Origin of the sequence: Methylosinus sporium (genome assembly GCF_003113265.1) — a bacterium.
Classification (GTDB): domain Bacteria; phylum Pseudomonadota; class Alphaproteobacteria; order Rhizobiales; family Beijerinckiaceae; genus Methylosinus; species Methylosinus sporium.
This window is the reverse complement of the sequence record NZ_PUIV01000017.1, coordinates 20923-45745: the sequence shown is the minus strand read 5'-3', so window position 1 is coordinate 45745 and position 24823 is coordinate 20923. Positions and strand designations below refer to the sequence as shown.

Annotated in this window: 21 protein-coding genes; 9 read left to right on the top strand and 12 right to left on the bottom strand. The window is 66.1% G+C overall.

Going from position 1 to position 24823, the window contains the following annotated elements:
• Positions 1 to 95: 95 nt before the first annotated feature.
• Positions 96 to 1337: an aminotransferase class I/II-fold pyridoxal phosphate-dependent enzyme gene (locus C5689_RS11815; RefSeq protein WP_108917469.1), complete on the bottom strand. Its 1242-nt coding sequence runs from the start codon at positions 1335 to 1337 to the stop codon at positions 96 to 98.
• Positions 1338 to 1771: 434 nt separating this feature from the next.
• Here C5689_RS11815 and C5689_RS11810 point away from each other — a divergent pair, with 434 nt between their 5' ends.
• The 3 genes from C5689_RS11810 (at position 1772) to ccmB (ending at position 4505) form a co-directional block, all read left to right on the top strand.
• Complete coding sequence (locus C5689_RS11810; RefSeq protein ID WP_206605365.1) at positions 1772 to 3016, top strand: hypothetical protein; 1245 nt, start codon at positions 1772 to 1774, stop codon at positions 3014 to 3016.
• A 143-nt stretch (positions 3017 to 3159) separates the two neighbouring features.
• Positions 3160 to 3837: a heme ABC exporter ATP-binding protein CcmA gene (gene ccmA / locus C5689_RS11805; RefSeq protein ID WP_425293402.1), complete on the top strand. Its 678-nt coding sequence runs from the start codon at positions 3160 to 3162 to the stop codon at positions 3835 to 3837.
• Entirely contained in the window at positions 3834 to 4505 is a 672-nt protein-coding gene (ccmB, locus tag C5689_RS11800; RefSeq protein ID WP_108917468.1) for a heme exporter protein CcmB, read from the top strand. Before ccmA ends, ccmB begins: the two co-directional genes overlap by 4 nt.
• A 5-nt stretch (positions 4506 to 4510) precedes the next feature.
• Here the strand turns inward: ccmB and C5689_RS11795 are convergent, their stop codons facing one another.
• The 4 genes from C5689_RS11795 to C5689_RS11780 all read right to left on the bottom strand — a co-directional run bounded on the left by C5689_RS11795 (position 4511) and on the right by C5689_RS11780 (position 9068).
• A complete protein-coding gene (locus C5689_RS11795; RefSeq protein WP_108917467.1) occupies positions 4511 to 4900 on the bottom strand; it encodes a HEPN domain-containing protein in 390 nt (129 codons plus the stop codon).
• The gene (locus C5689_RS11790; RefSeq protein WP_108917466.1) at positions 4897 to 5214 is read right to left on the bottom strand and encodes a nucleotidyltransferase domain-containing protein; all 318 of its coding nucleotides are present in this window, start codon (positions 5212 to 5214) and stop codon (positions 4897 to 4899) included. Before C5689_RS11790 ends, C5689_RS11795 begins: the two co-directional genes overlap by 4 nt.
• Before the next feature lie 27 nt (positions 5215 to 5241).
• Entirely contained in the window at positions 5242 to 7659 is a 2418-nt protein-coding gene (locus C5689_RS11785; protein ID WP_108917465.1) for a penicillin-binding protein 1A, read from the bottom strand.
• A 143-nt stretch (positions 7660 to 7802) separates the two neighbouring features.
• Positions 7803 to 9068 carry an N-acetylmuramoyl-L-alanine amidase gene (locus C5689_RS11780; protein ID WP_244594676.1) on the bottom strand — a complete coding sequence of 422 codons (1266 nt, stop codon included), beginning with the start codon at positions 9066 to 9068 and terminating at the stop codon, positions 7803 to 7805.
• A gap of 803 nt (positions 9069 to 9871) precedes the next feature.
• On the opposite strand from C5689_RS11780, the gene C5689_RS11775 reads away from it, so the two are divergent.
• Complete coding sequence (locus tag C5689_RS11775) at positions 9872 to 12820, top strand: Rne/Rng family ribonuclease (RefSeq protein WP_108917498.1); 2949 nt, start codon at positions 9872 to 9874, stop codon at positions 12818 to 12820.
• Between the two features lie 57 nt (positions 12821 to 12877).
• Here C5689_RS11775 and C5689_RS11770 read toward each other — a convergent pair whose 3' ends face one another.
• Genes C5689_RS11770 through C5689_RS11760 form a run of 3 tightly spaced genes read right to left on the bottom strand, consistent with a single transcriptional unit; the run spans position 12878 to position 14346 of the window.
• Complete coding sequence (locus C5689_RS11770) at positions 12878 to 13114, bottom strand: cysteine rich repeat-containing protein (RefSeq protein ID WP_108917497.1); 237 nt, start codon at positions 13112 to 13114, stop codon at positions 12878 to 12880.
• Between the two features lie 25 nt (positions 13115 to 13139).
• Positions 13140 to 14027, bottom strand: coding sequence for a sterol desaturase family protein (locus tag C5689_RS11765; RefSeq protein WP_108917464.1), 888 nt, complete (start codon positions 14025 to 14027; stop codon positions 13140 to 13142).
• 19 nt (positions 14028 to 14046) lie between these two features.
• Positions 14047 to 14346: a hypothetical protein gene (locus C5689_RS11760; RefSeq protein ID WP_108917463.1), complete on the bottom strand. Its 300-nt coding sequence runs from the start codon at positions 14344 to 14346 to the stop codon at positions 14047 to 14049.
• 182 nt (positions 14347 to 14528) lie between these two features.
• On the opposite strand from C5689_RS11760, the gene C5689_RS11755 reads away from it, so the two are divergent.
• Positions 14529 to 15242, top strand: a complete 714-nt coding sequence (locus C5689_RS11755; RefSeq protein ID WP_108917462.1) for a response regulator — start codon at positions 14529 to 14531, stop codon at positions 15240 to 15242.
• Complete coding sequence (locus tag C5689_RS11750) at positions 15239 to 16576, top strand: sensor histidine kinase (RefSeq protein WP_244594675.1); 1338 nt, start codon at positions 15239 to 15241, stop codon at positions 16574 to 16576. Before C5689_RS11755 ends, C5689_RS11750 begins: the two co-directional genes overlap by 4 nt.
• A 9-nt stretch (positions 16577 to 16585) precedes the next feature.
• On the opposite strand, the gene C5689_RS11745 is transcribed toward C5689_RS11750, so the two are convergent.
• Together C5689_RS11745 and C5689_RS11740 are read right to left on the bottom strand one after the other, a co-directional pair.
• Positions 16586 to 17749 carry an aminotransferase class I/II-fold pyridoxal phosphate-dependent enzyme gene (locus C5689_RS11745; protein WP_108917460.1) on the bottom strand — a complete coding sequence of 388 codons (1164 nt, stop codon included), beginning with the start codon at positions 17747 to 17749 and terminating at the stop codon, positions 16586 to 16588.
• Positions 17750 to 17811: 62 nt separating this feature from the next.
• On the bottom strand, positions 17812 to 19866 hold the full coding sequence (locus C5689_RS11740) for a M3 family metallopeptidase (RefSeq protein WP_108917459.1): 2055 nt from the start codon (positions 19864 to 19866) through the stop codon (positions 17812 to 17814).
• A gap of 151 nt (positions 19867 to 20017) precedes the next feature.
• Between C5689_RS11740 and epsC the strand changes: the two genes are divergently transcribed.
• A complete protein-coding gene (gene epsC, locus C5689_RS11735) occupies positions 20018 to 20953 on the top strand; it encodes a serine O-acetyltransferase EpsC (protein ID WP_108917496.1) in 936 nt (311 codons plus the stop codon).
• Positions 20954 to 20956: 3 nt separating this feature from the next.
• Here epsC and C5689_RS11730 read toward each other — a convergent pair whose 3' ends face one another.
• Complete coding sequence (locus C5689_RS11730; protein ID WP_108917458.1) at positions 20957 to 21232, bottom strand: hypothetical protein; 276 nt, start codon at positions 21230 to 21232, stop codon at positions 20957 to 20959.
• Between the two features lie 134 nt (positions 21233 to 21366).
• Here C5689_RS11730 and C5689_RS11725 point away from each other — a divergent pair, with 134 nt between their 5' ends.
• A complete protein-coding gene (locus C5689_RS11725; RefSeq protein ID WP_108917495.1) occupies positions 21367 to 21762 on the top strand; it encodes a YidH family protein in 396 nt (131 codons plus the stop codon).
• 6 nt (positions 21763 to 21768) lie between these two features.
• On the opposite strand, the gene C5689_RS11720 is transcribed toward C5689_RS11725, so the two are convergent.
• Positions 21769 to 22653, bottom strand: coding sequence for a hypothetical protein (locus C5689_RS11720; RefSeq protein ID WP_108917457.1), 885 nt, complete (start codon positions 22651 to 22653; stop codon positions 21769 to 21771).
• A 315-nt stretch (positions 22654 to 22968) separates the two neighbouring features.
• Between C5689_RS11720 and C5689_RS11715 the strand changes: the two genes are divergently transcribed.
• Positions 22969 to 24579 carry a PepSY domain-containing protein gene (locus tag C5689_RS11715; protein WP_108917494.1) on the top strand — a complete coding sequence of 537 codons (1611 nt, stop codon included), beginning with the start codon at positions 22969 to 22971 and terminating at the stop codon, positions 24577 to 24579.
• Positions 24580 to 24823: the final 244 nt, after the last annotated feature.

Here is a 24823-nt window from a genome sequence, read left to right as displayed (position 1 = left end):
GGCATATCGACGCGGGAGAGCGGAGCGAGTGGGGAGCAGGCGGTCGCGAGCGGCGGCCTGCGTTTCTTTACGCCCCGCTCACTCCCTCGTTACCCTCACAGGCTCGCGCCCGCCATCGCCTTTTTCACCAATTCATGCGCCTCTGCGGCCACCGGCGGCAGATCGCGCAGCGCGTCGAGCACGGCGCGAATCTCATCCTCGGAATGATTGGCGGAGAGGAAGAAACGCAGACGCGGTTGGTCTTTGGGCACGCCGATCTGCACGATCGGCGGCACATAGAAGCCGAGGCCGAGCAGATGCTGCGAGGCCCACATGGTCTCGACGCTGTCCTGGAACAGAATCGGCACCACGCCGCGGCCGATCGCCGGCCCGGTGCTCAGCCCATTGGCATGGGCGTAGTCGCGGAAGAGCTCCGCGTTGCGCGCGAGCTTGCCGACGCGCCAGCTCTCCTCCTGCATCAGCCGCAGAGCGGTGCGCGCCGAGGCGAGAATCACCGGCGAGAGGCCGACGCTGTAGACGAAGCCCGGCAGCGTGTAGCGGAACCAGTCGATGACCGGCTTTTTCGCGCAGACGAAGCCGCCGCAGGAGGCGAGCGTCTTCGACATTGTGCCGACGACGAGATCGAGCCGGCCGGGATCGACGCCCTGCAGCTCGGCGAGGCCGCGGCCCGTCTCGCCCAGCACGCCGAGCGAATGCGCCTCATCGACCATCAGCCAGGCGTCGTGGCGGTCTTTCAGCTCCACGAGTCGCGGCAGATCGGCGGTGTCGCCGTCCATGCTGTATATGCCCTCGACGACGATGAGCACATGGCGGAAGTCCTGGCGCTTCTTGGCGAGGAGATGGTCCAGATGCTCGAAGTCGTTGTGGCGGAACTTGATGACCTCGGCCGGCGAGGCTTCGCAGCCGGCGACGATGCTGTTGTGGGCGAGCTCGTCGATGAACAGAGCGTCGCGCTTGCCGAGCAGCCAGGAGATGGTCGTCACATTGGCGAGATAGCCGGAGACCAGCGTCAGCGCCGCCTCCATGCCGAGAAATTCGGCGATCTCCGCCTCGAAGGGCTTGTGCGTCGAGCGCTCGCCGCCGACGAGGCGCGAGGCCAGCGCGCCGACGCCGAGCCGATGCAGCTCGCGATCGGCCTCCTCCAGAATCTTGGGGTGATTGGCGAGGCCGAGATAGTCGTAATTGGCGAAGCTGACGAAATGCGTTCCCTTCGCCTCGAAATCGGCGCGAAGCCGATCGATCTGCGCGAAGAAGGGATCGTGATATTGGAGGAGCGCATTGCCGGCGAAACGAAATCGTCTCGATGCGTAATCCGAAAGGCTGTTATGCTTCGCCACTTAGCGCGTTGTCCCGATCTTTTCGCCGCGCTCGAAGGGCGCGGTCGCTCCAATGGAAGAGCGGGCGCGGAACGATTGTCGTGGCACCCGCCGTCGGCAGGAAGGCTTAGCATTCTTCCGGCCGGGAGCGCCAGCGAAAGCATCCCTCCTTACACATCGGGAGCTCGCCATTGGCGACTTTGGCCGATTCTGAGCGGTCGACGCCTCCATAGTTGCGTCGGCTCATGCGCAGCTGCAGCTGCAGCTGCAGCAGCCTCTGCCGCCCAATGCCGTCTCCCCCAAACGGATGATGCACGAAGCGTCGAATATTTCGTAAGATCAAACAGTCTCTGCTTTCTCGTAGAACAATAAGCGTATTACGACGTATTTCTTGATCTTTGCCGAGAGCGGAGAGTTTCGAATGTTTCTTGAAACCTGTGAGGCGGGAGGTTTGAGTGAGTAATCACAAATATTTGATCGGACTTGTTGTCGTTGGAAACCTCTGCGCCACGGCAGCTTGCGCTTTCGCTGTCTATGGCGCGATCGGAGACAAGTGGCGGGCGCTGGGCGGCGAACGTGGAACGCTCGGCGACGCGCGTTCCGACGAGGCGGATGCGCGCTATGGCGGTCGCTTCAATCGCTTCGCATTTGGATTTATATATTGGCATCCAGAGACCGGCGCGAACGCCGTCTGGGGCGCAATCGGACAGAAGTGGGCACAAACCGGATTCGAAAATTACGGCTATCCGATTACCGACGAATCGACGGCGCCCGACAGCATCGGGAGATACAATCATTTTCGCGCGGTTCACTTGGCGGGTAAGCCGGAGGCGTCGATCTACTGGACGCCCGAGACCGGGGCGCACGCGGTTTACGGCGCTATCAGGGGCAAATGGGCGCAGCTTGGATGGGAGCGCGCCCTGGGCTATCCGATTACCGACGAATCGACGGCGCCCGACAGCATCGGGAGATACAATCACTTTCGCGCGGTTCACTTGGCGGGTAAACCGGAGGCGTCGATCTACTGGACGCCCGAGACCGGGGCGCACGCGGTCTACGGCGCTATCAGGGGCAAATGGGCGCAGCTTGGATGGGAGCGCGCGCTAGGCTATCCGATAATTGACGAATCGACGACGCCAGACACGGTCGGCAGATACAACCATTTTCGCGCTATTCATTCGCCCGGCAAGCCAGAGGCGTCGATATATTGGACGCCGCAAACCGGCGCCGTCGAGATATATGGCGCGATCCGTCAGAAATGGGCCGATATGGGTTGGGAACGGAGCGCGCTCGGCTATCCGATCACGGCCGAATACCAGGAACATCAAGGGGCGCCCATCCGGCGGCAGGATTTCCAGCGCGGCTCTCTGTGGTGGAGCCCAGCTACGGGCGTCAGAACTCAGCCCATCGGCGTCACGCCTCAAATCTCAATTTCCTCGTTGACGGATGCGGGCGGAAGGTTCTTTAGAGTAGATGGAACGAACTTTACGCCGAATGGCAATGTCAATATCGAATACAGCATCACAGCCGGCGGCGCTCCGACGACAACGAGCTTCGGAGAACTCCAGTCGGTCGCGACGACTGTCGGGGCGGTCACGGCGCGTATTGATGTGCATCTTGTGAATGTCTCCCAGGCCACAGTCAAGGCGACGGACCTGTCTTCTCATGCGAGCGCGACCGCGATGGTGGATGGGCAGTGATCGGCTCGGGGCCGGAGTAAGACGCAATGTATTTCGGAGCGTGAGAGCGCCATCGGAATCGGACGGGTCGTTCGACGAACGATTTGATCGCCTCGCCCGCGCGAGGCGATTTCTTTCGGACAGAACTTGTTCTATTGCGAGCTATGAGTTCAGAACCGCCTCTCTCGCCGCTGCCGGACTCCGGGCTCCGACCTTCGGGATGGCGGCGCCTGCGGGTGGACGATCTCGCGGTCGCCCGCGGCGGCCGGCGCGTGCTGGCGGGCCTCGGCTTCTCGCTCGCGAGCGGCGAGGCGCTGATCGTCACCGGCCGCAACGGCGCCGGCAAATCGACGCTTTTGCGGGCGCTCGCGGGCCTTTTGCCGCGTCTTTCCGGCCATATCGCGATCGAGGGCGCCACGGAGGCGGAAGAGCCGGCGACGCTGCTCCATTATCTCGCCCATGCCGATGGGCTGAAGGCGCCGCTCAGCGCCCGTGAAAATCTGGAATTCTGGGCGCAATTTCTGGGGGAGGAGCCGGATCGGCGCAGCCTCGCCCCGGCGGAGGCGCTGGAGCGCGTAGGGCTCGCGCATCTTTCGGAGACGCCGGTCGCCATGCTCTCCGCTGGGCAGAAGCGCCGCATCGCGCTCGCCCGGCTGCTGGTGGTCTTCCGGCCGCTCTGGCTGCTCGACGAGCCGACCAGCGCGCTCGACGCCGCCTCGCGGGTGCGACTCGCCCGGCTGATGATGGAGCATCGCGCGCTCGGCGGAATGATCATCGCCGCGACTCACGAGCCGCTCGGCCTCGAGGATGCGCGCGAGCTGGCGCTGGGGGCGAATTCGTGAATTCTCCGCTTCTCGCTCTCTTCCTGCGCGATTTGCGCGTCGCTCGCCGCATCGGCGGCTCGGCGACCATGGGGGTCGTGTTTTTTCTGGTGATGGTCTCGATCGTCCCCTTCGCCATCGGCCCGGACCCCAATCTCCTCGCCCGCATCGGTCCGGCGATCTTGTGGATCGCGGCACTGCTGGCGAGCCTTCTCTGCCTCGATCGGCTGTTCCAGGCCGATCTCGAGGATGGCTCGCTCGATCTCTTTCACCTCGGCCGCGCGCCGCTCGAGCTGGCGGTTCTGGCGAAATGCGCCGCCCATTGGGTGACGACCGGCCTGCCGCTGACGCTCGCCGCGCCCTTCCTCGGCCTGATGCTCCAGCAGGAGGAGACGGCGCTCGCCGCCGTGACCTTGACGCTGCTGGCCGGCACGCCGGCGCTGACGCTGATCGGCGCCATCGGCGCGGCGGCGACGGTGACGCTGCGCCGCGGCGGCCTGTTGATGGCGCTGCTGGTGCTGCCGCTGACGATTCCGGTGCTGATTTTCGGCGTCTCGGCGGCGGAGGCGGCGACGGGCGGCACAGTGTCCTTCGCCGCGCCTTTCGCTATTTTATGCGCGATCAGCCTCGGCGCGCTGGCGCTCTGCCCCTTCGCCGCTGCGGCGGCGCTGCGGAGCGCGGGGGAGTAGAGGCGTCACTCTCTAGCCAGCAAAGCCGCTATGCTATCGATGAAGTGCGTCGCCGCCACGATCGCCTCTTCTGCGTCAGAGGGCGTGACATCGGCGCCGGGACCGGCGCCATAGTCGCTGATTTCCTTGTAAATATAGGCTTTCGCGAGGAATTTCGGCAGCGACTTGTCGATCGCTCCGCTGTCTTTCGCCAGACGAGCGAACTCGGCTCTCGCGCCGGAGTGGGTCTTCACGCTCTTTCCGGTCGCTTCGATGATGAAGGCTTCGGCTGCGTGAAAAGCGGCGTAATAAGCGCAACGAGCGGCGACTTTGGAGAGTCCGATCGCGGCGATCTTTCGGGCGTCGCTCAGATCCTCGCGCGCCTTCTCGAGAAAGTCGGCGGCTTCCGCTTTCACAGATCGACGCCTTCGCGTCGTAGCTCTCCCATCAGCGCGGTCGGCTCGCGATAGGCTGCTGCGATGAAGGGCAGGGCGTTGATGACGGCCCCGGTGTCGTAGAGAATGTCTGTCTCGATCTCGGCGATCCGATCCGCCTCGCGGCCGAAGCTCTCCATATCCGTCAGAAAAATCGCCACGTCATAATCGGAATCGGGACGCGCATCGCCGCGCGCCCTCGAGCCGAATAGCACGACTCGTTCGAGCCGCGGGCCGTAAGCCTCGCCGAGCGCGGCGCGGAAGCGGCTCATGATCGGATCGATCGCTGTCATCATCGGCCGAACATCGCTTCCCGCCCCGCTTCAGTACAACCCGCCCGTTCCGCTGCCCACCTGCTTGTCCACATCCTGCGCGGCTCCAGACTGGAGCCCGCCGTCGCTGCCGGCCGGGGAGTAGGAATCCGGAGGCGCAGTGCCGGGCTTGAAGGCCTCGAGGATCGAGCCGGCGCCCTTGGAGCGCAGGCCCGAATGCGGATCGACCGAGATCAGCTTGATTCCCGGCGGCACGCGGAAGGGCACGTCGGGCTTGTCCTTCAGCGCCACCGTCATGAAGTCGCGAAAGATCGGCGCGGCATAGGTCGCCGCCTGCGCGCTCTTGCCCTCGCCGACGGGGCGCGGGCGGTCGTATCCGATATAGACGCCGACGGCGAGATCGGGCGAGAAGCCGACGAACCACAGATCCTTGGCCTCGTTGGTGGTGCCCGTCTTGCCGGCGAGATGCTTGCCCACGGCCTTGATCGACTGCCCGGTGCCGCGCTCGATGACGCCCTCCATGATCGAGGTGATCTGATAGGCGGTGAGTGGATCGAGCACTTGCTCGCGCTTGTCGATCAGCTTGGGCTCGTTCTGGCTCTCCCATTTGGGGGCGTCGCAGCCCAGGCACTGGCGCTCGTCATGGCGGTAGATCGTCTTGCCCCAGCGGTCCTGAATGCGGTCGATCAGCGTCGCCTTCACCCGTTTGCCGCCATTGCAGAGCATGGAATAGGCGGTCACCATGCGCATCACCGTCGTCTCGCCGGCGCCGAGCGCCATGGGCAGATAGAGCGGCATTTCGTCATAAATGCCGAAGCGTTTGGCGTATTCGGCGATCAGCGGCATTCCGACGTCCTTGGCGAGGCGCACCGTCATCATATTCTTGGAGTGCTCTATGCCATAGCGCAGCGGATGTGCGCCGGTGCCATGCGCGCCTTCGAAATTCTCCGGCGTCCAGCTCTCGCCATTGGCCTGCACGATGGTGATCGGCTCGTCCAGAATGGAGGAGGAGGGCGTGTAGCCATTGTCGAGCGCGGTGGCGTAGACGAAGGGCTTGAAGGAGGAGCCCGGCTGGCGCAGCGCCTGCGTCGCGCGGTTGAACTCCGATTGATCATAAGAAAAGCCGCCGACCATGGCGAAGACGCGGCCCGTATAGGGGTCCATCGCCACCATGGCGCCGGAGATTTCCGGAATCTGGCGCAGCCGAAACTGTCCCGGCCGGCCCGAGAGCGGCTCGACATAAATGACGTCGCCCGGCGACAGGGCGGCGCGAATGCTGCGGCCGGCCCAGCGCATCCCTTCCTGGCCGAGCTGGCCGGTCTCGCGCTCGCGCGCCACCTCGCCGGATTTCTCGCGCCCGGGCTGCAGGCCGATGCGGGCGAAGCTGTCATTCGTCTCCAGCACCACGGCGAGACGCCAGGGCTTCACATCACCCAGAGCCGGAATATCGGCGAGCGGCAGGCCCCAATCATAGGAGATGTCGATATGGCGCATCGGCCCGCGGAAACCATGCGCCTCGTCGAAGCGCACGAGGCCGTCGGCCAACGCCTTGCGCGTGATGGCCTGCATCTTGGGGTCGAGCGTCGAGCGCACCGAGAGGCCGCCCTCATAAAGCTTCTTGTCCCCATATTTGTCGAGCAGCTCGCGGCGCACCTCCTCGGCGAAGAAGCCGGCGACATAGGTGTTGGGCGAGGTGACGCGCGGATTGACGCCGAGCGGCTCGGTCTTGGCCTTGTCGCCGTCCTTCTGCGAGACGAAGCCGTCGGCGACCATGCGATCGATGACATAATTGCGGCGCTCGAGCGCGCGGTCGCGATGCAGGAAGGGGTGATAGTTGTTCGGCGCCTTGGGCAGAGCGGCGAGATAGGCGGCTTCCGGTATCGTCAGCTCATAGACCGATTTGTTGAAATAATTCAGCGCCGCGGCGGCGACGCCGTAATTGCCGAGGCCGAGATAGATCTCGTTGAGATAGAGCTCGAGGATGCGGTCCTTGGGATAGGCCGCCTCTATACGGAAGGAGATCAGCGCCTCGCGGATCTTGCGCTCGAAGCTGCGCTCATTGCCGACGAGGAAGTTCTTGGCCACCTGCTGGGTGATGGTGGAGGCGCCCTGCATGTGCCGGCCGCCTTGGGCGAGGATCGAGGCGGCGCGGGCGATGCCTTCGAAATCGACGCCGTTGTGCGTGTAGAAATTCTTGTCCTCGGCCGAGATGAAGGCCTGCTTGACGAGCGGCGGAATCGCCGAGCTCGGCAGGAACAGCCGGCGCTCGCGCGAATATTCGGCGAGAATGGAGCCGTCATTGGCGTGGATGCGCGTCGTGACCGGCGGCTCGTAATTGCGTAATTGCGCCGTGTCCGGCAGGTCTTTCGAGAACACATAGACGACGCCGGCGGCGGCCGTCACGGCGATCAGGAAGACGATGGCGCCGGTCGCGAAGAGGAAGCCGAAGAACCGGACGAGCAGACGCATGAAGGATGATCCTCGAAGGAGACGCATTGCCGTGAAATCTGGCGCGCGTCGCGCCGTCGGCGTCTCGTTTAGAGATATTTTATCGCGACGGAAACCCGAATCGGCCCCGCATCCGCGCCCATCCTTATGCCAGTTTTTATGTTTTATTGTGGGCGCGCGGTCGCGGCCACGGCTTGCGCCGGCGCGCTGGCCTGCGCCTGCTCGCGAGCCGGATCCTGGCGTTCCTCGAAATAGCGCTCGATCGCCTGCGCTGTGGCCGCGGCCGCGCGTTCGCGCCATTCCGGCGAGACGAGCCGCGAGAGATCGCGCGCGCTCGAAAGATAGCCGAGCTCGAGCAGAACCGAGGGAATATCGAAGGCCTTCAGCACGACGAAGCCGGCGGAACGGCTCGGATTCTTGTTGAGATGGCCGAAGGTTTGCCAATAGGCGATCAGCGTGCGGGCGAAGACGCGGCTATAGGCGCGGGTCTCGCGGCGGGTGAGGTCGTAGAGAATGTCGCCGACCTCGCCGGCGTCCTCCGATTTCGGCTCCAGCCCGGCGGCGCGATCGGCGAAATTCTCTTTTTCCGCGATCTTCGCCGCCTCGGCGTCCGAGGCGCGGCCGGAGACCGTATAGACCGTCGCCCCTTCGACGCTCGCCTCGCCGAGCGTATCCGCATGAATCGACAAGAACAATTCGGCGCCTGCCTGGCGAGCGACGCGCACCCGCTCGTCGAGCGCCATAAAGGCGTCTTCATTGCGGGTGAGGGCCACGCGCAGTCTGCCGCTCGCCTCGAGCTTGGCCTTCAGCACGCGGGCGAATTCGAGGACGATGGTCTTCTCCTGCTCGCCATGCGGTCCGGCCGCGCCGACGTCGACGCCGCCATGACCGGGGTCGATGATCAGCATGGGCTTGCTTCCCGGCGGCGGCGGAGGCGGCTCCACGGCCGCGCTCTGTGCGATTCTCGGGACGGCGGCCGGCGCTCTTCGGGCCGCCTCTGCGGCAAAGCTCGCGGGGTCGGTCGCTTCGAGCTCGACGACGAAACGGGGAGACTTCAGCTTCGAATCGCTCTCGGCGCGGATGATTTTGGCCGGACGCGCGAGATCGATGACGATTCGCGACCGTCCCGGCGCGAAATGGCCGAAGCGGAAGGAGGCGACGAGATCGTCCGCGCCGCGCTTGTCCTTGGCCGGGCGGCCGATTTCGGGGTCGAGCCGGAAGGCCATTTCCGGCAGATCGACGACGATTCGGTACGGATCGGCGACGGGAAAGACGGTCGGCGTCACCTCTGCCGTCGTCTCGAAGACGAGGCGCGCCCGGTCCTTCTTCTGCTCGATTCGCGCGGCGATCGCCGACACCGGCTCGGCCGGCGGCGCCGGCTCCGCGCCGGCGCCGAATGGGGCGAAAGCCAAGCTAAAGGCCAGAGCCACCGCGGAAAATCGTCGCCGAGGCGCGAGCCGGCCCGACCGATCCTGAGCCCGCAAAGGCCGAGCTCCCCTCGGTCGCCTGTCGTTCATTTCGAAAATCGCCCCGCTCGCGCGCTCGCCCGAAAACAATATGGCGCGGCTCGCGCATGGGCGCGAGCCCGAAATCTTTCTGAGGATATCTGGTTAACGCGAAGTTTAGGACAGGCTGTGGGCGAAGGCGCGGAATGGGCCCGCCCAACTTGCGGTGTCGCCTTCGAGACATTATGTATGGAAACGTTCCGTGGAAGGGTCCGAAATACGCCGCGCGTATTTCATTGCTCTCGGCGCTGGGAACCGTCTCGGGACGGACGGCGCGTTTTCCGCGGAACGAACACGTTCGAATGCACGCCTCGCGCGCGGGTTCCGGACGGGCGGGCGCCGCCGTAAGGCGCTGTGACATAAGGTTTTTGTGACGAGCTCATGGCGAAGTACGAGCTCATGGCGAAGTCCATGACATGCCGCCGATCGAGGCCCCGCTCAGCTCGCGAGTATCGCGCGCCGGCGGAGCAATCGATTCGCGCTGTCGCGCCGAGCCGTCGTCACTTCGGCTCCCGGTCGGATTCGCTTCGGCGGCCGGTCGGGCCTCTCGCCCAGTCCGCCGGCGGTCGCGCCGGTTCGCGTATCCGATGTTTCGCGATCGACACCAACTCCCAGAAAACACGCGTCGACGCTCCGACGCTTCGCCGGACCGCGGTCGCATCATCCTCTAGGGGATGTTCGCTCGAGACCGCCGGCGTCGCCTCGCGTCGCGCCGCAAAGAGTTTCTCATGGCCAACAAAATGCTCATCGACGCCTCCCACCCGGAGGAAACCCGCGTAGTCGTGCTACGCGGCAATCGCGTTCAGGAATTCGACTTCGAAGCCGCCGACAAAAGGCCTCTGCGCGGCAACATCTATCTCGCCAAGGTCACGCGCGTGGAGCCCTCGCTCCAGGCCGCCTTTGTGGATTACGGCGGCAATCGTCACGGCTTTCTGGCCTTCGCCGAAATTCACCCGGATTATTATCAGATTCCCGTCGCCGATCGAATCGCTCTGCTCGAGGAGGAGAGCCGCGTCCATCAGCAGGAGGACGAGGAGCCGCGCCAGCACAGCGGCGGACGCCGCCGCTCGCGCCGCCGCCATTCGGACGGCGCAGAGAAGCGCGCCAACGCCGATGAGGTGATTTCCGAAAGCGCGCCCGAAAACGAGGAGGGCGCCGAGGCCGAGGCCCCGGCCGTCGAGGCGGCTGGTCCTGTCGAGGCCGAGACGCGAGCGCAAGCCGAGACGCCGGCGCAGGACCTGAGCGTCGAGAGCGCCGAGCCCGAATCGGCGCCTGTCGCGGAGACGCTCGCGCCGGAGGCGGCCGAGGCGCCGATTTCCGTCGATCCGCAAGGCTTCGGCGTCGTCGAGGTCGGCCATGCCGAAGAGGCGCCCGTCGAGCCGGCCGAGGCCGATCACGAGGCCAAGGCCCGCCGCCAGGAAGAGCGCGACGAGGAGCATGAGGCGGAGCGCGAGGAGGCCGAGGCGCGCCGCCGCGACGACGACCATGACGAGGAAGAAGAGCACGAGGACGAGGAAGAGCACGTCGAGCATATCGGCGGCGACGCCATGGAAGAGGTTCCGCACCGGCCTTCGCGCTCGCGCCGTCAGTATAAGATCCAGGAGGTCATCAAGCGCCGCCAGGTTCTGCTCGTGCAGGTCGTCAAGGAAGAGCGCGGCAACAAGGGCGCGGCGCTGACCACCTATCTCTCGCTCGCCGGCCGCTATTCCGTGCTGATGCCCAACACCGCGCGCGGCGGCGGCATCTCCCGCAAGATCACCGACGGCGCCGATCGCAAGCGCCTCAAGGAAATCGTGCAGGAGCTCGAGGTGCCGGAGGGCATGGGCGTCATTCTGCGCACCGCCGGCGCGACGCGCACCAAGGCCGAGGTCAAGCGCGACTTCGAATATTTGCTGCGCATGTGGGAGAGCGTGCGCGAATTGACCTTGCGCTCTTCCGCGCCGACGCTCGTATATGAGGAAGGCTCGCTCATCAAGCGCGCCATTCGCGATCTCTACGGCCGCGACGTCGAGGAGGTCATCGTCTCCGGCGAGGAGTCCTATCGCGAGGCCAAGGATTTCATGCGTATGCTCATTCCGAGCCACGCCAAGAACGTCCGCCTCTATCGCGATCCCAATCCGATCTTCGCCGCCGCCGGCGCGGAGGCGCAGCTCGACGCGCTCTTCTCCAATCAGGTGACGCTGAAATCGGGCGGCTATCTCGTCATCAATCAGACCGAGGCGCTGGTCGCCATAGACGTGAACTCGGGTCGCTCCACGCGCGAGCACAATATCGAGGACACGGCGCTGCGCACCAATCTGGAGGCGGCCGACGAGGTCGCCCGCCAGCTGCGCTTGCGCGATCTCGCCGGCCTCATCGTCGTCGATTTCATCGACATGGAAGAGAGCCGCAACAATCGTTCGGTCGAGCGCCGCTTGAAGGACGCGCTGAAGAACGACCGCGCCCGCATTCAGGTCGGTCGCATCTCGCATTTCGGCCTGCTCGAAATGTCGCGCCAGCGCATCCGCGCCGGCGTGCTCGAGGGCTCGACCGTGCCCTGTCCGCATTGCGCCGGCGCCGGCACGGTGCGCTCCACCGCCTCCATCGCGCTGCATGTGCTGCGTGTGCTCGAGGATGCGCTCATCAAGAGCGCGGCGCATGACATCATCCTGCGCACGCGCACTGTGGTGGCGCTCTATATTCTCAATCAGAAGCGCGGCCATCTGCAGGCGCTGGAGCGCCGCTTCGGCGTCGCCATCACCGTTTCGGCGGACGACAGCCTTACCGGCACCTCCTATCATGCGCTGGAGCGCGGCGAGCCGGCCACCGGCGTGCGCGAGCTTCCGACGCAGCAGCCGCTGCGTGTCGATTCGCTCGCCGATCTCGAGGAGGAGATCGAGCCGGCCGAGACCGAGGCCGAGGCGGACGAAGGCGAAATCATTGCCGAGCGTCGGCCGGAGGCTCCGCGGCGGGAAGAGCGTGCGGAACGCGCGCCTTTCACCGGGGAGGAGGGCGAGGGTCAGGCCCGCGGCCGCCGTCGGCGCCGTCGTCGCGGACGCGGCGGCGGACTGTCCGGCGGAGAAGCGCCGGCGCCGGGCGCCGAGCAGCCGTCGGATGAAGGCCTCGCCATTGTCGCGGAGATCGATGGCGTGCCCGCCGCGCCGGCCAATGAGGTTCCGCGGCCGGCGGAACGTGGCAGCCGCGGCGGACGCGGTCGTCGCGCCGGCCGCTGGACGCGATCCTCGCCGCTGCCGCCCGAGTTTCGCGAGCAGGGCGCCTTCCCGCTCGACGAGGGCGTCGCCGAGACGGCCGTCTCTGCGGCCGAGGCGCATATTCCGCCTTATGAGGCGACCGAGGCGCCTCCGGCTCCCGCCGTGACGGAGGCGGCCCAGATCGCCGAGGCGTCGGCCCCGGAGGCTCCGGCCCCGGAAGCTCCGGCCGCTTCGGCTCCGCCGGTCGAAGCCGCCGCCCCGAGCGCGCCTGCGCCCGAGGCTCTCCCGGCGCCTGCGGAGGCTTCCGCTCCCGCGGCCCCTGCGCCGGAGCCTGCGGCTCCGCCGTCTCCGATCGTGCATGAGGCCGTCGCTCCGCCGGCTCCGCCGCGCAAGTCGACCGAGACGATCATTACCGAGGCCGACCCCAATCGTCCCAAGAAGGGCGGCTGGTGGCAGCGGGCCAAGGCCTCGCTCGGCGGCGAGTGACGAAAAAAGCGCGACGGCCTCGAGCGGCCGTCGCGCCTTTCTTTTCTGTAGCGGAGCCTATTTGCCGAGCGCCTTCGCACAATCCGGCTCGAGTTCCGACGCGTGGTTCTGCAGGCAGGCGATGATGCGGCCGCCGCCGGGCATGACGCCGCTGCAGAAGCGCCGATAATCCGCCTTGCAGGCTTTTTTCATCACATCGGCCTTGGCGCCGGCGGGCGACGTCTGCGCGGCGGCCGGACCCGTGGCCAGGGCGAGCGCCGCTGCGGCGAGGGCGTAAAGCTTTGTCTTGTTCATCGTCATTCTCCTCTTTTTGAAAAGCTCAGGCCGGGATGGTCTTCGCCTCGCCGGGGCGGGGCGTTTCCTCGGAAGCGCCGGGCGGCGCGAACAATGTCCACAGCGCAGCGGGCCAATCGGCGGCGGAGGCGGCGTCGCGGAACATTGCGGCCCATTCGCCGAGCGCGATCTTCAGCGGATTGAAGCTCGGCGTTCCGCCGACGAGCCCGTAGCGCAGCGCTTCCTGCTTCGGCGCCTCGGCGAATGTGCCGAATAGGCGATCGAAGACGATCAGCACGCCGCCGTAATTTCTGTCGAGACAGGATTCGTTGGAGGCGTGATGCACGCGATGATGCGCCGGCGTGTTGAGCACATATTCCAGCGCGCCCAAGCGCGGGCAGAGTTCTGTATGGATGAAGAACTGGTAGAGCAGATTGCCCGTCAGCATCAGCGCTATGGCGATGGGGTGGAAGCCGATGAAGGCGAGCGGCAGGAAGAACAGGAAATTGCCCGAGAGCCCCGCCGTCCATCCGAGCCGCACCGCCGCCGTATAATTCATGCGCGTCGGTGAATGATGAACGCTATGCGTCGCCCACAGCCAGCGCACGCGATGCGAGGCGCGATGGTCCCAATAATAGAAGAATTCGACGCCGATGAAGAGCGCCACGAGAGCGAGCGCGCTCGTCGGATCGAAATCGAGGAGGCGATGCTCATAGGCGAAGGCGTAAGGCCCGGCCATGATCAGCGCCTCGGCCCCGCGCAGCAGCGAGCGCCCGAGCGCTACGCCCAGCGAGGCGGCGCTCTCGCGCAGATCGTGACGCTCGTGCGCGGTAAAACGCGCGAACGCATATTCGAGCGCCATGAAGCCGATGGCGGCGGCGAGAATGATCAGCCTCGCATGGAGGTCTATCGGAGAGTTCGTGAGTTGCGGCATGATGCGATGTCCTGGCGGCTCAACGCGAGACGGAGCGGGAATAGCTATAGGATCGGCCGCCTCGTCCCGAGCCTTGGCCGCTGACATTGCAGACGCCGCCGGCGCAGCTCGCGGCGCCGGAGCGGCTCCAGGCGCCGTGCGGACCGGAGGCGCCGCGCCCCCAGGAGCAAGAGCCGCCGCCGCAGCTTCTCGAAGCGTTCCAATTGCTCGTCCCACGCGGGCCGGTGAAAGAGCCGCTGCGCGTCCAGGCGTCGGCCTCGGAGACGGCGGCGAATATCGTCAGCACGGCCAGAGCCGGAGCGGCGATGGATCGAAACATGTGAAATCTCCTCTTCCTCTTGCCGTCGATGCTTCGACGTGAGGATGAGGATGCGCGCGCTTCGTCCTGCGCCGATCACCATCGCGCGACTTTTCGTCTCCTTTTGTCGGGCTTTCGTAACATCGTGTAACAGCGCCTCCCGCGCTCTTGCCTGAAAGGCGCGATGGATCGACATTCGCCTCATGAGCGCGCCCGCGGCCCGAATTCTGATGGTGGAGGACGATCCCGAGATCGGCCGGCTGGTCGGCGATTTTTTGCGCCGCGAGGGCTTCGAGCTCATTCTCGCTCAGAATGCGCGAGCGATGGACGAATCGCTCTCTCGCGCACGGCCGGATTTGCTGATCCTCGATCTGATGCTGCCGGGCGAGGATGGCCTCTCGATCTGCCGGCGCTTGCGCGCGAGCGATTCTCTGCCGATCCTGATGCTGACGGCGAAAAGCGACGAGATCGATCGCGTCGTCGGCCTCGAAATGGGCGCCGATGATTATCTGACGAAGCCTTTCGGGCCGCGCGAATTGCTCGCTCGCGTGCGCGCGCTGCTGCGCCGCGCCCAGGCGGAGCCGAGCCGACCGGCGAGCCGGCGCTATTCTTTCGATCGCTTCGTGCTCGATCTCGACGCGCGCAACTTCGAATCGGCCGGCGCGCCGATCGCGCTGACCAGCGCGGAATTCGATTTGCTCGCCTGTTTCGTCCAGCATCCGCGCCGCGTGCTGACGCGCGATCAATTGCTCGATTGGACGTATGGCCGCAACGCCGATCCTTTCGACCGCGCGATCGACATGCTGGTCTCGCGCCTGCGCAAGAAGCTCGATGCGGCGGGGGCGAGCGGCGATCTCATCGCCACTGTGCGCAATGGCGGCTATTTGTTCAAAGCCGAGGTCCGGCGCCTCTCATGATGTCGCGCTGGACCATAGCCGCGCGCCTCACGCTCATCGTCATCGTGAGCCTGACCGCTGTTTGGGTCGCCGCCATCGCTGCTCTCTATCGCTTCACCGCCGATGAGAGCGCGCGGGCGCGGCCGACGCCCGAACATGTCGCCGCCGTCGTCGAGCTGATCGAGCGCACGCCGTCGCAAATGCGCGCGCTGGCGCTGGAGGCGGTGGCGTCGCCCCTATTCGCGCCGCGGCTTTTGCCGGCCGGCGTGGTCGCGGCGCCGTCCGGTCCGCTCGTCGCGGACGACATTCGCCGCGACTATGCCGACGCGCTGGATGGCCGCGCGCTGGTTTTGGAATGGCGCCCCACTTTGTCGATCGGCCGCCGATTTCCGCGTCTCGCGGGCGCGCTCTCCAATGCGCTCGAGTTCCGCATTTCATTGCGGGGCGGCGAGACGCTGCTCATCGACACGCGCGGCGCGATGATGGTGGCGCGTTCGGGCGTTCCGGTCGGGCTGCTCGCCGGCCTTTTCGGCACGCTCGTGGCGCTCGGCGCGCTGCTCGTCATGCATCGCGAGACGAAGCCGATCGCGCGTCTCGCCGCCGTGGTCGACGCGATCGATCTTTCCGGCGCGCCGGCGCCGTTGCCGCGCCGGCGCGGCAATGCGCCGGAAGTGCGCGCGCTCGTCGTCGCGTTCGAGCGATTGCAGGCGCGGCTCTTCGGTCTCCTGCGCGCGCGCATGGCGCTGATCGGCGGCATTTCGCATGATGTGCGCACATTCGCGACGCGCCTGCGGCTGCGCGTCGAAGCGATCGCCGACGATGGCGAGCGGAGCCGCGCCGTTGCAGACATAGACGATATGATCCGGCTGCTCGACGATGCGCTTCTCTCGAGCCGCGCCGGCGCCGGAGAGCTCGTGCGCGAGATGATCGATGTCGCGGCGCTGCTTCGCGCCGAGGTCGAGGATCGTGCGCAGAGCGCTGCTGTCGATATAGATTTTGGCGGCGTCGCCGATGCGATCGTTCTCGGCGATCGATTGGCTCTGCGTCGCGTCTTCGCCAATCTCATCGACAATGCGCTGAAATATGGCCATGCCGCGCATGTTTCTCTCACGTCGCGCGGCGCCTGCGTCGAGATCGCCGTGGAGGACGAAGGGCCGGGAATTCCAGAGGCGCAGCGCGCGCTGATGCTGGAGCCGTTCAGCCGGCTGGAGACATCGCGCAGTCGCGGCGCGGGCGGCGCCGGCCTCGGCCTCGCCATTGTGCGCGCGCTCGTCGAGGCGCATGGCGGCGAGGTGACGATCGGCCGCGCTGTGAAAGGCGGCGCGCGCGTCGCCGTTACGCTACCTTTGTTTTAAAAGGTCGGTTCACTTTCCGAGCCAAGCGGCGAGGCGGTCGAGGCCGAGGCGCACCTCGCTCTCCGCTCCGGCGTAGGAGAAGCGCAGCATTCGCTTGCCGCGCGCGCGATCGAAATCGATTCCCGGCGTGACGGCGACGCCGGCCTCCTCGAGCATTCGCTTGCAGAAGGCCGCCGAATCCGCGGAAAAACGCGAGATATCGGCGTAGATGTAAAAGGCGCCGTCCGGTGGCGCGAATTCGGCGAAGCCCAAGCGCGGCAGCCGTTCCAGCAGCAGCGCGCGGCTGCGCGCATAACTCGCCTTCACCGCCTCGAGCTCCGCCTTCGCCTCGAAAGCCTCGAGCGCGGCGATCTGGGCCAGCGTCGGCGCCGAAATGGCGAGCGATTGCTGCAGCCGCTCCATCGGCCGCACCAAAGATTCGGGCGCGACTAGCCAGCCGAGCCGCCAGCCGGTCATCGCATAATATTTCGAAAAGCTGTTCACGACGATGGCGTTGCGCGAATGCGCCAGCGCCGTCTCGCAAGGCCGCTCATAGGAGAGGCCGTGATAGATTTCGTCGGAGACGAAGAGAATTCCGGCGTCTTCGCAGAAGGCGCAGATTTTTTGAAATTCGTCGCTCGGAATCATCGCGCCGGTGGGATTGGCCGGGCTCGCCAGCAGCGCGCCGTCGAGGCGCTTTGCGCGATGCGCCGCCTCGAGCAGAGCGGCGGTCGGCGAATAGAGCGTGTCGGCGCCGACATCGATCAGCACGGACTCGAGGCCGAGCGAGGCGAGAATATTGGCGTAGGCCGGATAGCCCGGCGCCGTCATGGCGATGCGCGCGCCCGGATCGAAGCCGGCGAGAAAGGCCAATAGGAACGCCCCCGACGATCCGGTGGCGACGATGACGCGTTCCGGCGAGACGTCGACGCCATAGGCCTCGCCATAATGGCGCGCGATGCGCTGGCGCAGCGCCGGGCGGCCGAGCGCTTCGGCATAGCCTATGGCGCCTTCGGCGAGCGAGCGCGTTGCGGCCTCGCGCACGGCGCGCGGCGCCGGAGCGCCGGGCTCGCCCAGCTCCATATGGACGATGCGGCGGCCCTGCCGCTCGAGCTCGCGCGTTTCGCTCAGCACATCCATCGCGATGAAGGGCGCGATGGCGCTGCGCTTGGAGGGGGAGGGAGGCTTCGTCATGCGATCACAGCATAGCGGCGACGAATGTGACATTCGTGGGGCGCGACGCTGCGCTCGCGCTCTTACCGAGCGAAGCCGCGCTGACGCAGCAGCGCGTCGACATTCGGCATTCGGCCGCGAAAGGCCACATAGGCCTCGGCCGGGTCCCGCGTTCCGCCGGCGGCGTAGATGTGACGGCGCAGGCGCTCCGCAATGTCGGGCGCGAAAGGATCGCCGGCCTCGAGGAAAGCCTCATAGGCGTCGGCGTCCAGCGTTTCCGCCCAGAGATAGGAGTAATAGCCCGCCGAATAGCCGTCGCCGGCGAAGACATGGGTGAAATGCGGCGTTCTGTGCCGCATGACGATCTCTTCCGGCATCGATATGCGCGCGAGGCTCTCGCGCTCGAAGCGAAGCGCATCGAAGCTCTCGTCGATGGCGCTTTCGTGCAGATCGAGATCGACATAGGCGGAGGCGCAGAATTCGACGCTGGCGAAGCCCTGGTTGAAGTGTCGCGACTTTTGAATGCGCTCGAGCAATTCCTCCGGCATGGGCGCGCCGGTCTCGGCGTGGCGCGCATAGGCGCGGAGAATTTCCGGCTCCAGCAGCCAATGCTCATAGAGCTGCGAGGGCAGCTCGACGAAATCGCGCGCGACGCTCGTGCCGGCGACGAGCGGATAGGTGACGTCCGACAACATGCCGTGCAGCGCATGGCCGAATTCGTGAAACAAAGTGCGCGCGTCGTCGAGGCTGAGCAGCGTCGGCGCGCCATCGGGCGCGCGTGAGAAATTCAGCACATTGACGACGATCGGACGAATGCGTTCGTCGAGATTCTCCTGGCCGCGAAACTCCGACATCCAGGCGCCGCCGCGCTTGGAGGGCCGCGCGAAATAATCGCCCAGAAAGAGCGCGACATGCTCGCCTGTCGCATCGCGGACGTCGAAGGCGCGCACGCTCGGGTGATAGAGATCGAGCCCTTCCACCTCGACAAAGGAGAGGCCGAACAAGCGCTCCGCGACATGAAAGGCGGCGGCGATCATCCGATCGAGCCGGAAATAGGGGCGCATCTCCGCCTGATCGAGATCATAGCGCTCCTTGCGCACGCGCTCGGCGTAATGGCGCCAGTCGGCGGCGTCGATCGCGACATTGGCGCCGTCGCGTTCCGCCAGCGCTTGAAGATCGTCGCGCTCGGCCTTCGCCGCGGCGAGCGCCGGCGCCCAGACGCGGTCGAGCAGCTCGCGCACGGCTTTTGGCGTCTTCGCCATAGTATCGTCGAGCTTATAGGCGGCGAAATTGGCGAAGCCGTTGAGCCGGGCGCGCTCCTCGCGCAGGCGCAAAATCTCGGCGATCAGCGCGCGATTGTCGGTCGCGCCGCCATTCTCGCCGCGGCTGGCCCAGGCGCGAAAAGCGGTCTCGCGCAGATCGCGGCGCGTCGAGCTCTGCAGGAAAATCTCGACGCTCGAGCGCGCGAGGGTGACGCCATATTTGCCCGGCGCGCCGCGCTCTTGCGCGACCTGCGCCGCCGAGGCGCGGAAATCTTCCGACAGTCCGTCGAGATCGCTCTCCTCGAGCAGCAGGAGATAATCGGCCTCGTCGGCGAGGACATTCTGCGCGAAAGAAGTGGTGAGAGTAGCGAGGCGCTCGGAAATCTCCGCCATGCGGCGCTTCGCCGTCTCGTCGAGTTTCGCGCCGGCGCGCAGGAAGCGCTTATGCGTGAGCTCCAGCACGCGCGCCTGCTCCGCCGTCAGCGCCAGCGCGTCGCGACGCGCATGGAGCGCGTCGACGCGGGCGAACAGCGCGGCGTTCAGCAATATCTCATTCTCGTGCCGCGCCAGCGCGCCGGACATTTCGCGCTCGATCTCCTGAAGCTCAGGCGTGGAGTCGGTCGCGGAGAGATTCCAGAAGACGCCGCCTACGCGGGCCAGAAGGCGGCCGGAGCGCTCGAGAGCGGCGATCGTGTTCTCGAAATCGGGCGGCGAGGGATTTTCGGCGATGCGCGCGATCTCGGCCAGATTTTCCACCATGCCGGCCTCGAAAGCGGGACGGTAGTGCTCGGCCTTCAGCGCGCCGAAGGCCGGCAGGCCGAAAGCGGGGGACGAGGCGGAGGGCGGCGGCGAGAGCAGCGGATTTTCGATCGTCATCTTTTTCCTCGGTCTTCGCCGCGAGATTAGGCGCTCGCGCGCCCTCGCGCCAGTTGTCCTCCATCCCACATTAGTGTAGTAGATTTATAGACTGAGTTGAGGGGCGGCGCGGGTGACGCAGCAAGCAAAGCATGGGCCGCAGGCGGAGCCCATTCCCACCAGAGCCGAATTCGGCGGCTTTCCGCGGCTCGGCGGCATTGTCGCGGAGCTCGGCGAATTGCGCCGCGCCTCACAGAAGCGGCGCTATCGTGACGGGCGCCTGCCCGAACTGCCCTCGCGCGAGGCGACGATCGAGATTATTGAGGACCTCGCGGCGAGCCTCTACCCTCGCCATTTCGGTCCGCCGGAGCTGACCACCGACGGCGCCGACGGCTTCGTGCTCTACACGCTGGACAAGAGCCTGCGCGCATTGCGCGAGCAGGTGCGCCGCGAGCTGCTATTGCTGGCCAATGGCTCCGATGACGGAACCATCGACCATCGGCCGCGCGCGCATGAGATCGTCGACGCTTTCGCGCAGGCGCTGCCGCAGATACGCGCGCTGCTCGACACCGACATTCGCGCAGCCTTCGAGGGCGATCCTGCGGCCAAGAGCCTCGACGAGGTGGTGTTCTCCTATCCTGGCCTTTCGGCGATCATTCGTCACCGGCTCGCGCATCGTCTCTATCTGCTCGGCGCGCCCATGCTCGCGCGGCTCGTTTCGGAAATCGCCCATTCGGCGACGGGAATCGACATTCATCCGGGCGCGGAGATCGGCGAAGGCTTCTTCATCGATCACGGCACCGGCGTCGTCATCGGCGAGACCGCGATCATCGGCAAGAATGTGCGGCTCTATCAGGCGGTGACGCTGGGCGCGAAGCGCTTCGAGGTCGATGCGAGCGGCGCGCTGGTGAAGGGCGGCGCGCGTCATCCGATCATCGAGGACGATGTGGTGATCTACGCCGGCGCCACTGTGCTCGGACGAATCACGATCGGCCGCGGCTCCGTCATCGGTGGCAATGTCTGGCTGACGCATAGCGTGCCGGCGGGCAGCAATGTCACTCAGGCGAAGCCGCTGAGCGAATCCTTCACCTTCGGCGCCGGCATCTGAGCGTCACGGGGTCGGCGCGGCGGCGCTCGCCGGCGTCTCTTCCTTCGCGTCTCCCTCGCCCATAGGGACGTTCCGCTCGGAGAGCGCCGAGCAGAGCGCCGCCGCATTGTCCCATGTGCAGGTCGTCGCGCCGACGCCGCGCGTGCATGTGCATCTGTAGAGCACGCCGGAGATGCACCGCGTGGCTCCCGAATCGCTCGTCGATCGGCAATCCTGGGCGGAGGCCGCGGTCGCGGCGATCAGCATGGCGGCCGACAGGCGCGTCAACGGATAGATCATGGCGGAAGCTCCGAAGATGTCTGCGGATCGACGAGGGGCTATTTATCGCGCCATCGAAGCGGATCAATGTGCGTCGTCTCGTCGCCCCGCATATGATCCGCCGGCATCCGTCCGGAGCCGCGAGAGGAGACGCCATGATACGCGACTATGTCAGCCATGCCGCCAATGAGCGGACGTTTCTCGCATGGGTTCGCACCGGCATAGCGATCATGGCGCTCGGCTTCGTGATCGAAAAATTCGATCTGTTCGTGCGCACGATCAGCCTCACGCTTCCCGAGGCGGAGCGCGGCGCGATATTGCGGCGTTTCGAAAAATTGTCGGGACCTTTGACGAGCGGGGGAGGCGGGGGCCTGCTGGCGCTCGGCGGCGTTGTGCTTATCATAGTCGCAACCGTGCGTTTCATTCACACGCGGCGTCTCATCGCCGATGAGGCGCAGCATGGATTCGACGCGGGCGTCGTCGAGCTCGTCATTCTCTCCGCGCTGCTGCTGCTCGGCTCGGGATTCGTCGTCTATCTCGCGATCGGCTGAGGCCGCTCAGCGGCCATGCGTTCCGGTCGCGGGAATGTCCTCCTCTTCCATTTGGACAGAGGGCGATCGCTCGGCGGGCGTCTCGAGATATCGCGGCGCGCGCTGCGGCCGGCCTTCCTGCTCGGCGCGGCGGAATTCCTCGTATCCTTCATAGATCGGCGCGAGGACGCCATTGCATTCCGAGCGCGAGAGTTTCGTCTTGTGCATCAGCGTCTCGACGATGCGCTCGAGCTCCTTGTGCAAATGTCGCAGGCGCATGGCCGTGACCGATTGCATCTCCTCGAAGATCGCGAGGCTCAGCCGCTCCTTCTCCTCCTCGGAGAGCGAGGCCGTGTAGTGAGTCTTGTGCATGAAAGATTGGGCCAGCCGAAAGGCGGTGTTCATATTGCGATCGTCGACGCCGTCCTGCGGCGGGGCGCCGATGAAAATATGCTCGGCGATGCGCGGCGCCAGCGCGCGCATCGCATGGAGCGCGTCCTTGTCGGCCGGCGTGGCGAGATCATTGATGAAATGCGCGACGCCTCTCTCCTGCTCGAATTGCACATCGGCGAGCCAGAGATCGGAGCCGGCGCGTCCCGAGCCGCGAAACAGAGTGACGCTCTGCGTGCGCACGCCGCCGGTCGCCGAGATCAGCATGATTCCAGCCGCGCGCGCCGCCGTGCGGCGACGTCCCGATGTGTCGGGATCGCAGGCGTTCATGCGCTTGCCGACCGCGCGCCGCAATGCGCGCGCGGCTTTCTCGGCGCGGGCGCGCTCTGCCTCTATGCGCTGCTGCTCGCGCAACGCGGCGAGCGCCTGCTCGCGCGCCGCGATCGCCGCAGCGTCGATCGCCGATATCTCCGGCTTGTGCGGTTTCGTTTTGCGTCGAGTATGCGCGATATAGACGCCCATCCGCTCCTCCGCAGATCGCCTTCACCGATCGATCGCGATTTCGTGCGACGTCGCGATCGTCTCAGGCGCAGGGGGAACGCTAGCGCCGGAGGCGACGCCTCGGCGATTGTGGAGAATCCGCTTGTGGCGATCCCGCGATTCGTCGCCGGGCGGGTGGCGGCGCAGGCGCGCATCGCGCTGCAATAGCGCGGAAAACTGGATATATTCCTATTTACCTAGTCGTATTTGTCATTTATGTTTCGTGACGATTTTTCGGGATTTCGCCGCGGGCGGATCGACGCCGGCGGCCATTCAGCGCGAGGCGGAGCGTCACGAATGTCGATCTTGCTTTTCCTTCATCGATGGGTGGGCGTCGTATTGGCGCTGTTCATGCTCGTCTGGTTCTCGACTGGACTTTCCATTGCTTTCATCGGCTCGCCGACGATCGATCGCGCGCAGCGGCTCGCTCATGCGCCGGCGCTGCTCCCGCAGGATGGCTGGCTCTCGCTCGGCGAGGCGCTGACCGCGAGCGCTCCGGCGCGCGCGCAGGCCGTGAAAGCGGGCGGCGGCGGAATGGGCGGGGGTGGAATGGGGGGCGGCGCGGCGCGCGCGCGCGCCGACCACGGCGGCGCCAAGAGCGAGCGCGGCGTCGCCGATGCGCGGCTGCTGCGGATCGGCGAGGAGCCGGTCTGGCTCGTCGAGGACGACGCCGGCCGCCGTTTCGCTCTTTCCGCGACCACTGGCGCGCTGCTCGAATTCGACCGCGAGGCGGCCGAGCGCATCGCGCGCGACTGGCTCGGCGCGCCCTCGCTGCTCTATCTCGACACGGTGGAGGCGGCCGTCGGCCTGCGCAATGCGGAGGCGCTGAAGCCTTTCCATCGCTTTGCGGTCGGCGATGCGGCGGGAACGCAGATCATCGTCTCCGCGCGCAGCGGCGAGGTCGCGCAAGTGGCGACGCGGGTCGAGCGCGCTTTCGTCTATGCCGGCAATTGGCTGCATCTCTTCCGCTGGCTGGACGCGCTCGGCGCCGGCGATTATCGGCGCGACGCTCTGACCTATGCCGGATTTTTCGCGGCCGTCGGCGCTTTCACCGGAATCGTCCTCGGCTGGATCAAGTGGAGGCCGGGATTTTTCGGCCGTCCGACCTATGCGCGCGGCCGCACGCAGCCCTATCGAGAGAGCTGGCTGAAATATCACTTTTGGGCCGGCCTCATCGGCGGGACTTTCGCTTTCGGCTGGGCTGCGAGCGGCTTTCTCTCCACCAATCCGGGGCAGATATTCTCGCAGGCGACGGCGAGCCGCGAGGAACTCGGGCGCTATCGCGGCGCCGGGTTGCCGCAGACCCTGCGCGAGTGGCGGCCTTCCGCAACGCTCGGCCTTTCGGCCGATGTCGTGGAGCTCTCCTGGAGCCGATTGGGCGAGGAGGCGCTGCTGATCGCCCAATCGCGTGACGGCGCGCGCCGCGCCGTCTCTGCGCCGGGGGCCGTCGCGAGCCTCGGCGAGCCGGCGCTGCTCGCCGCCGCGGAACGGCTGAAGGAGGGCGCCGCCATCGCCGGCGCCGAGACGCTCGCCGATTATGATTCCTATTATTTCGCCAATCATCGACAGACGGCGCTGGACAAGCCCTTGCCCGTGCTGCGCGTCGATTTCGCGGATGCGGAGCGCACATCGCTCTATATCGATCCGGCGGACGGCCGCCTGCTCGCGAAATTCGACACGAGCCGGCGCGCCTATCGTTGGCTCTATTCGGCCGTGCATCATTGGGATTTCGGCTGGTTCCGCAATCATTGGCTCTGGTGGGGCTGGATGGGCGTGTGGATTTCCTTCGGCGTCGCGCTAAGCGCCAGCGCCGTGGTGTTGGCCTGGCGGCGTCTGCGGCGCTCGCTTCCGGCTCCGCAGGCGGCGAGCGGCGAAAAGCGCGAAAGTCGCGCCGCGCAGACCGCCTGACCGGCGCGCAGCCGATCTCAATCTCTATTGATATCATAGGATAGACTAGAAGAGCCCCGCCTCCCTCGAGGAGGCGGGGCTCTCTTCGTTCGCGCGTATCGTCCTGTGGCGTCGGCGCCACAGGCGGCTCCAGAAAGTCGCAGCGTTGCGAAGAGGTCGAGCGCAGCTGTTGACGCGCTCTTATAAATATACGTAATCTATAGATATTATACGTAAGCGCGCCATGGTGGAGCGAGCGTAACCC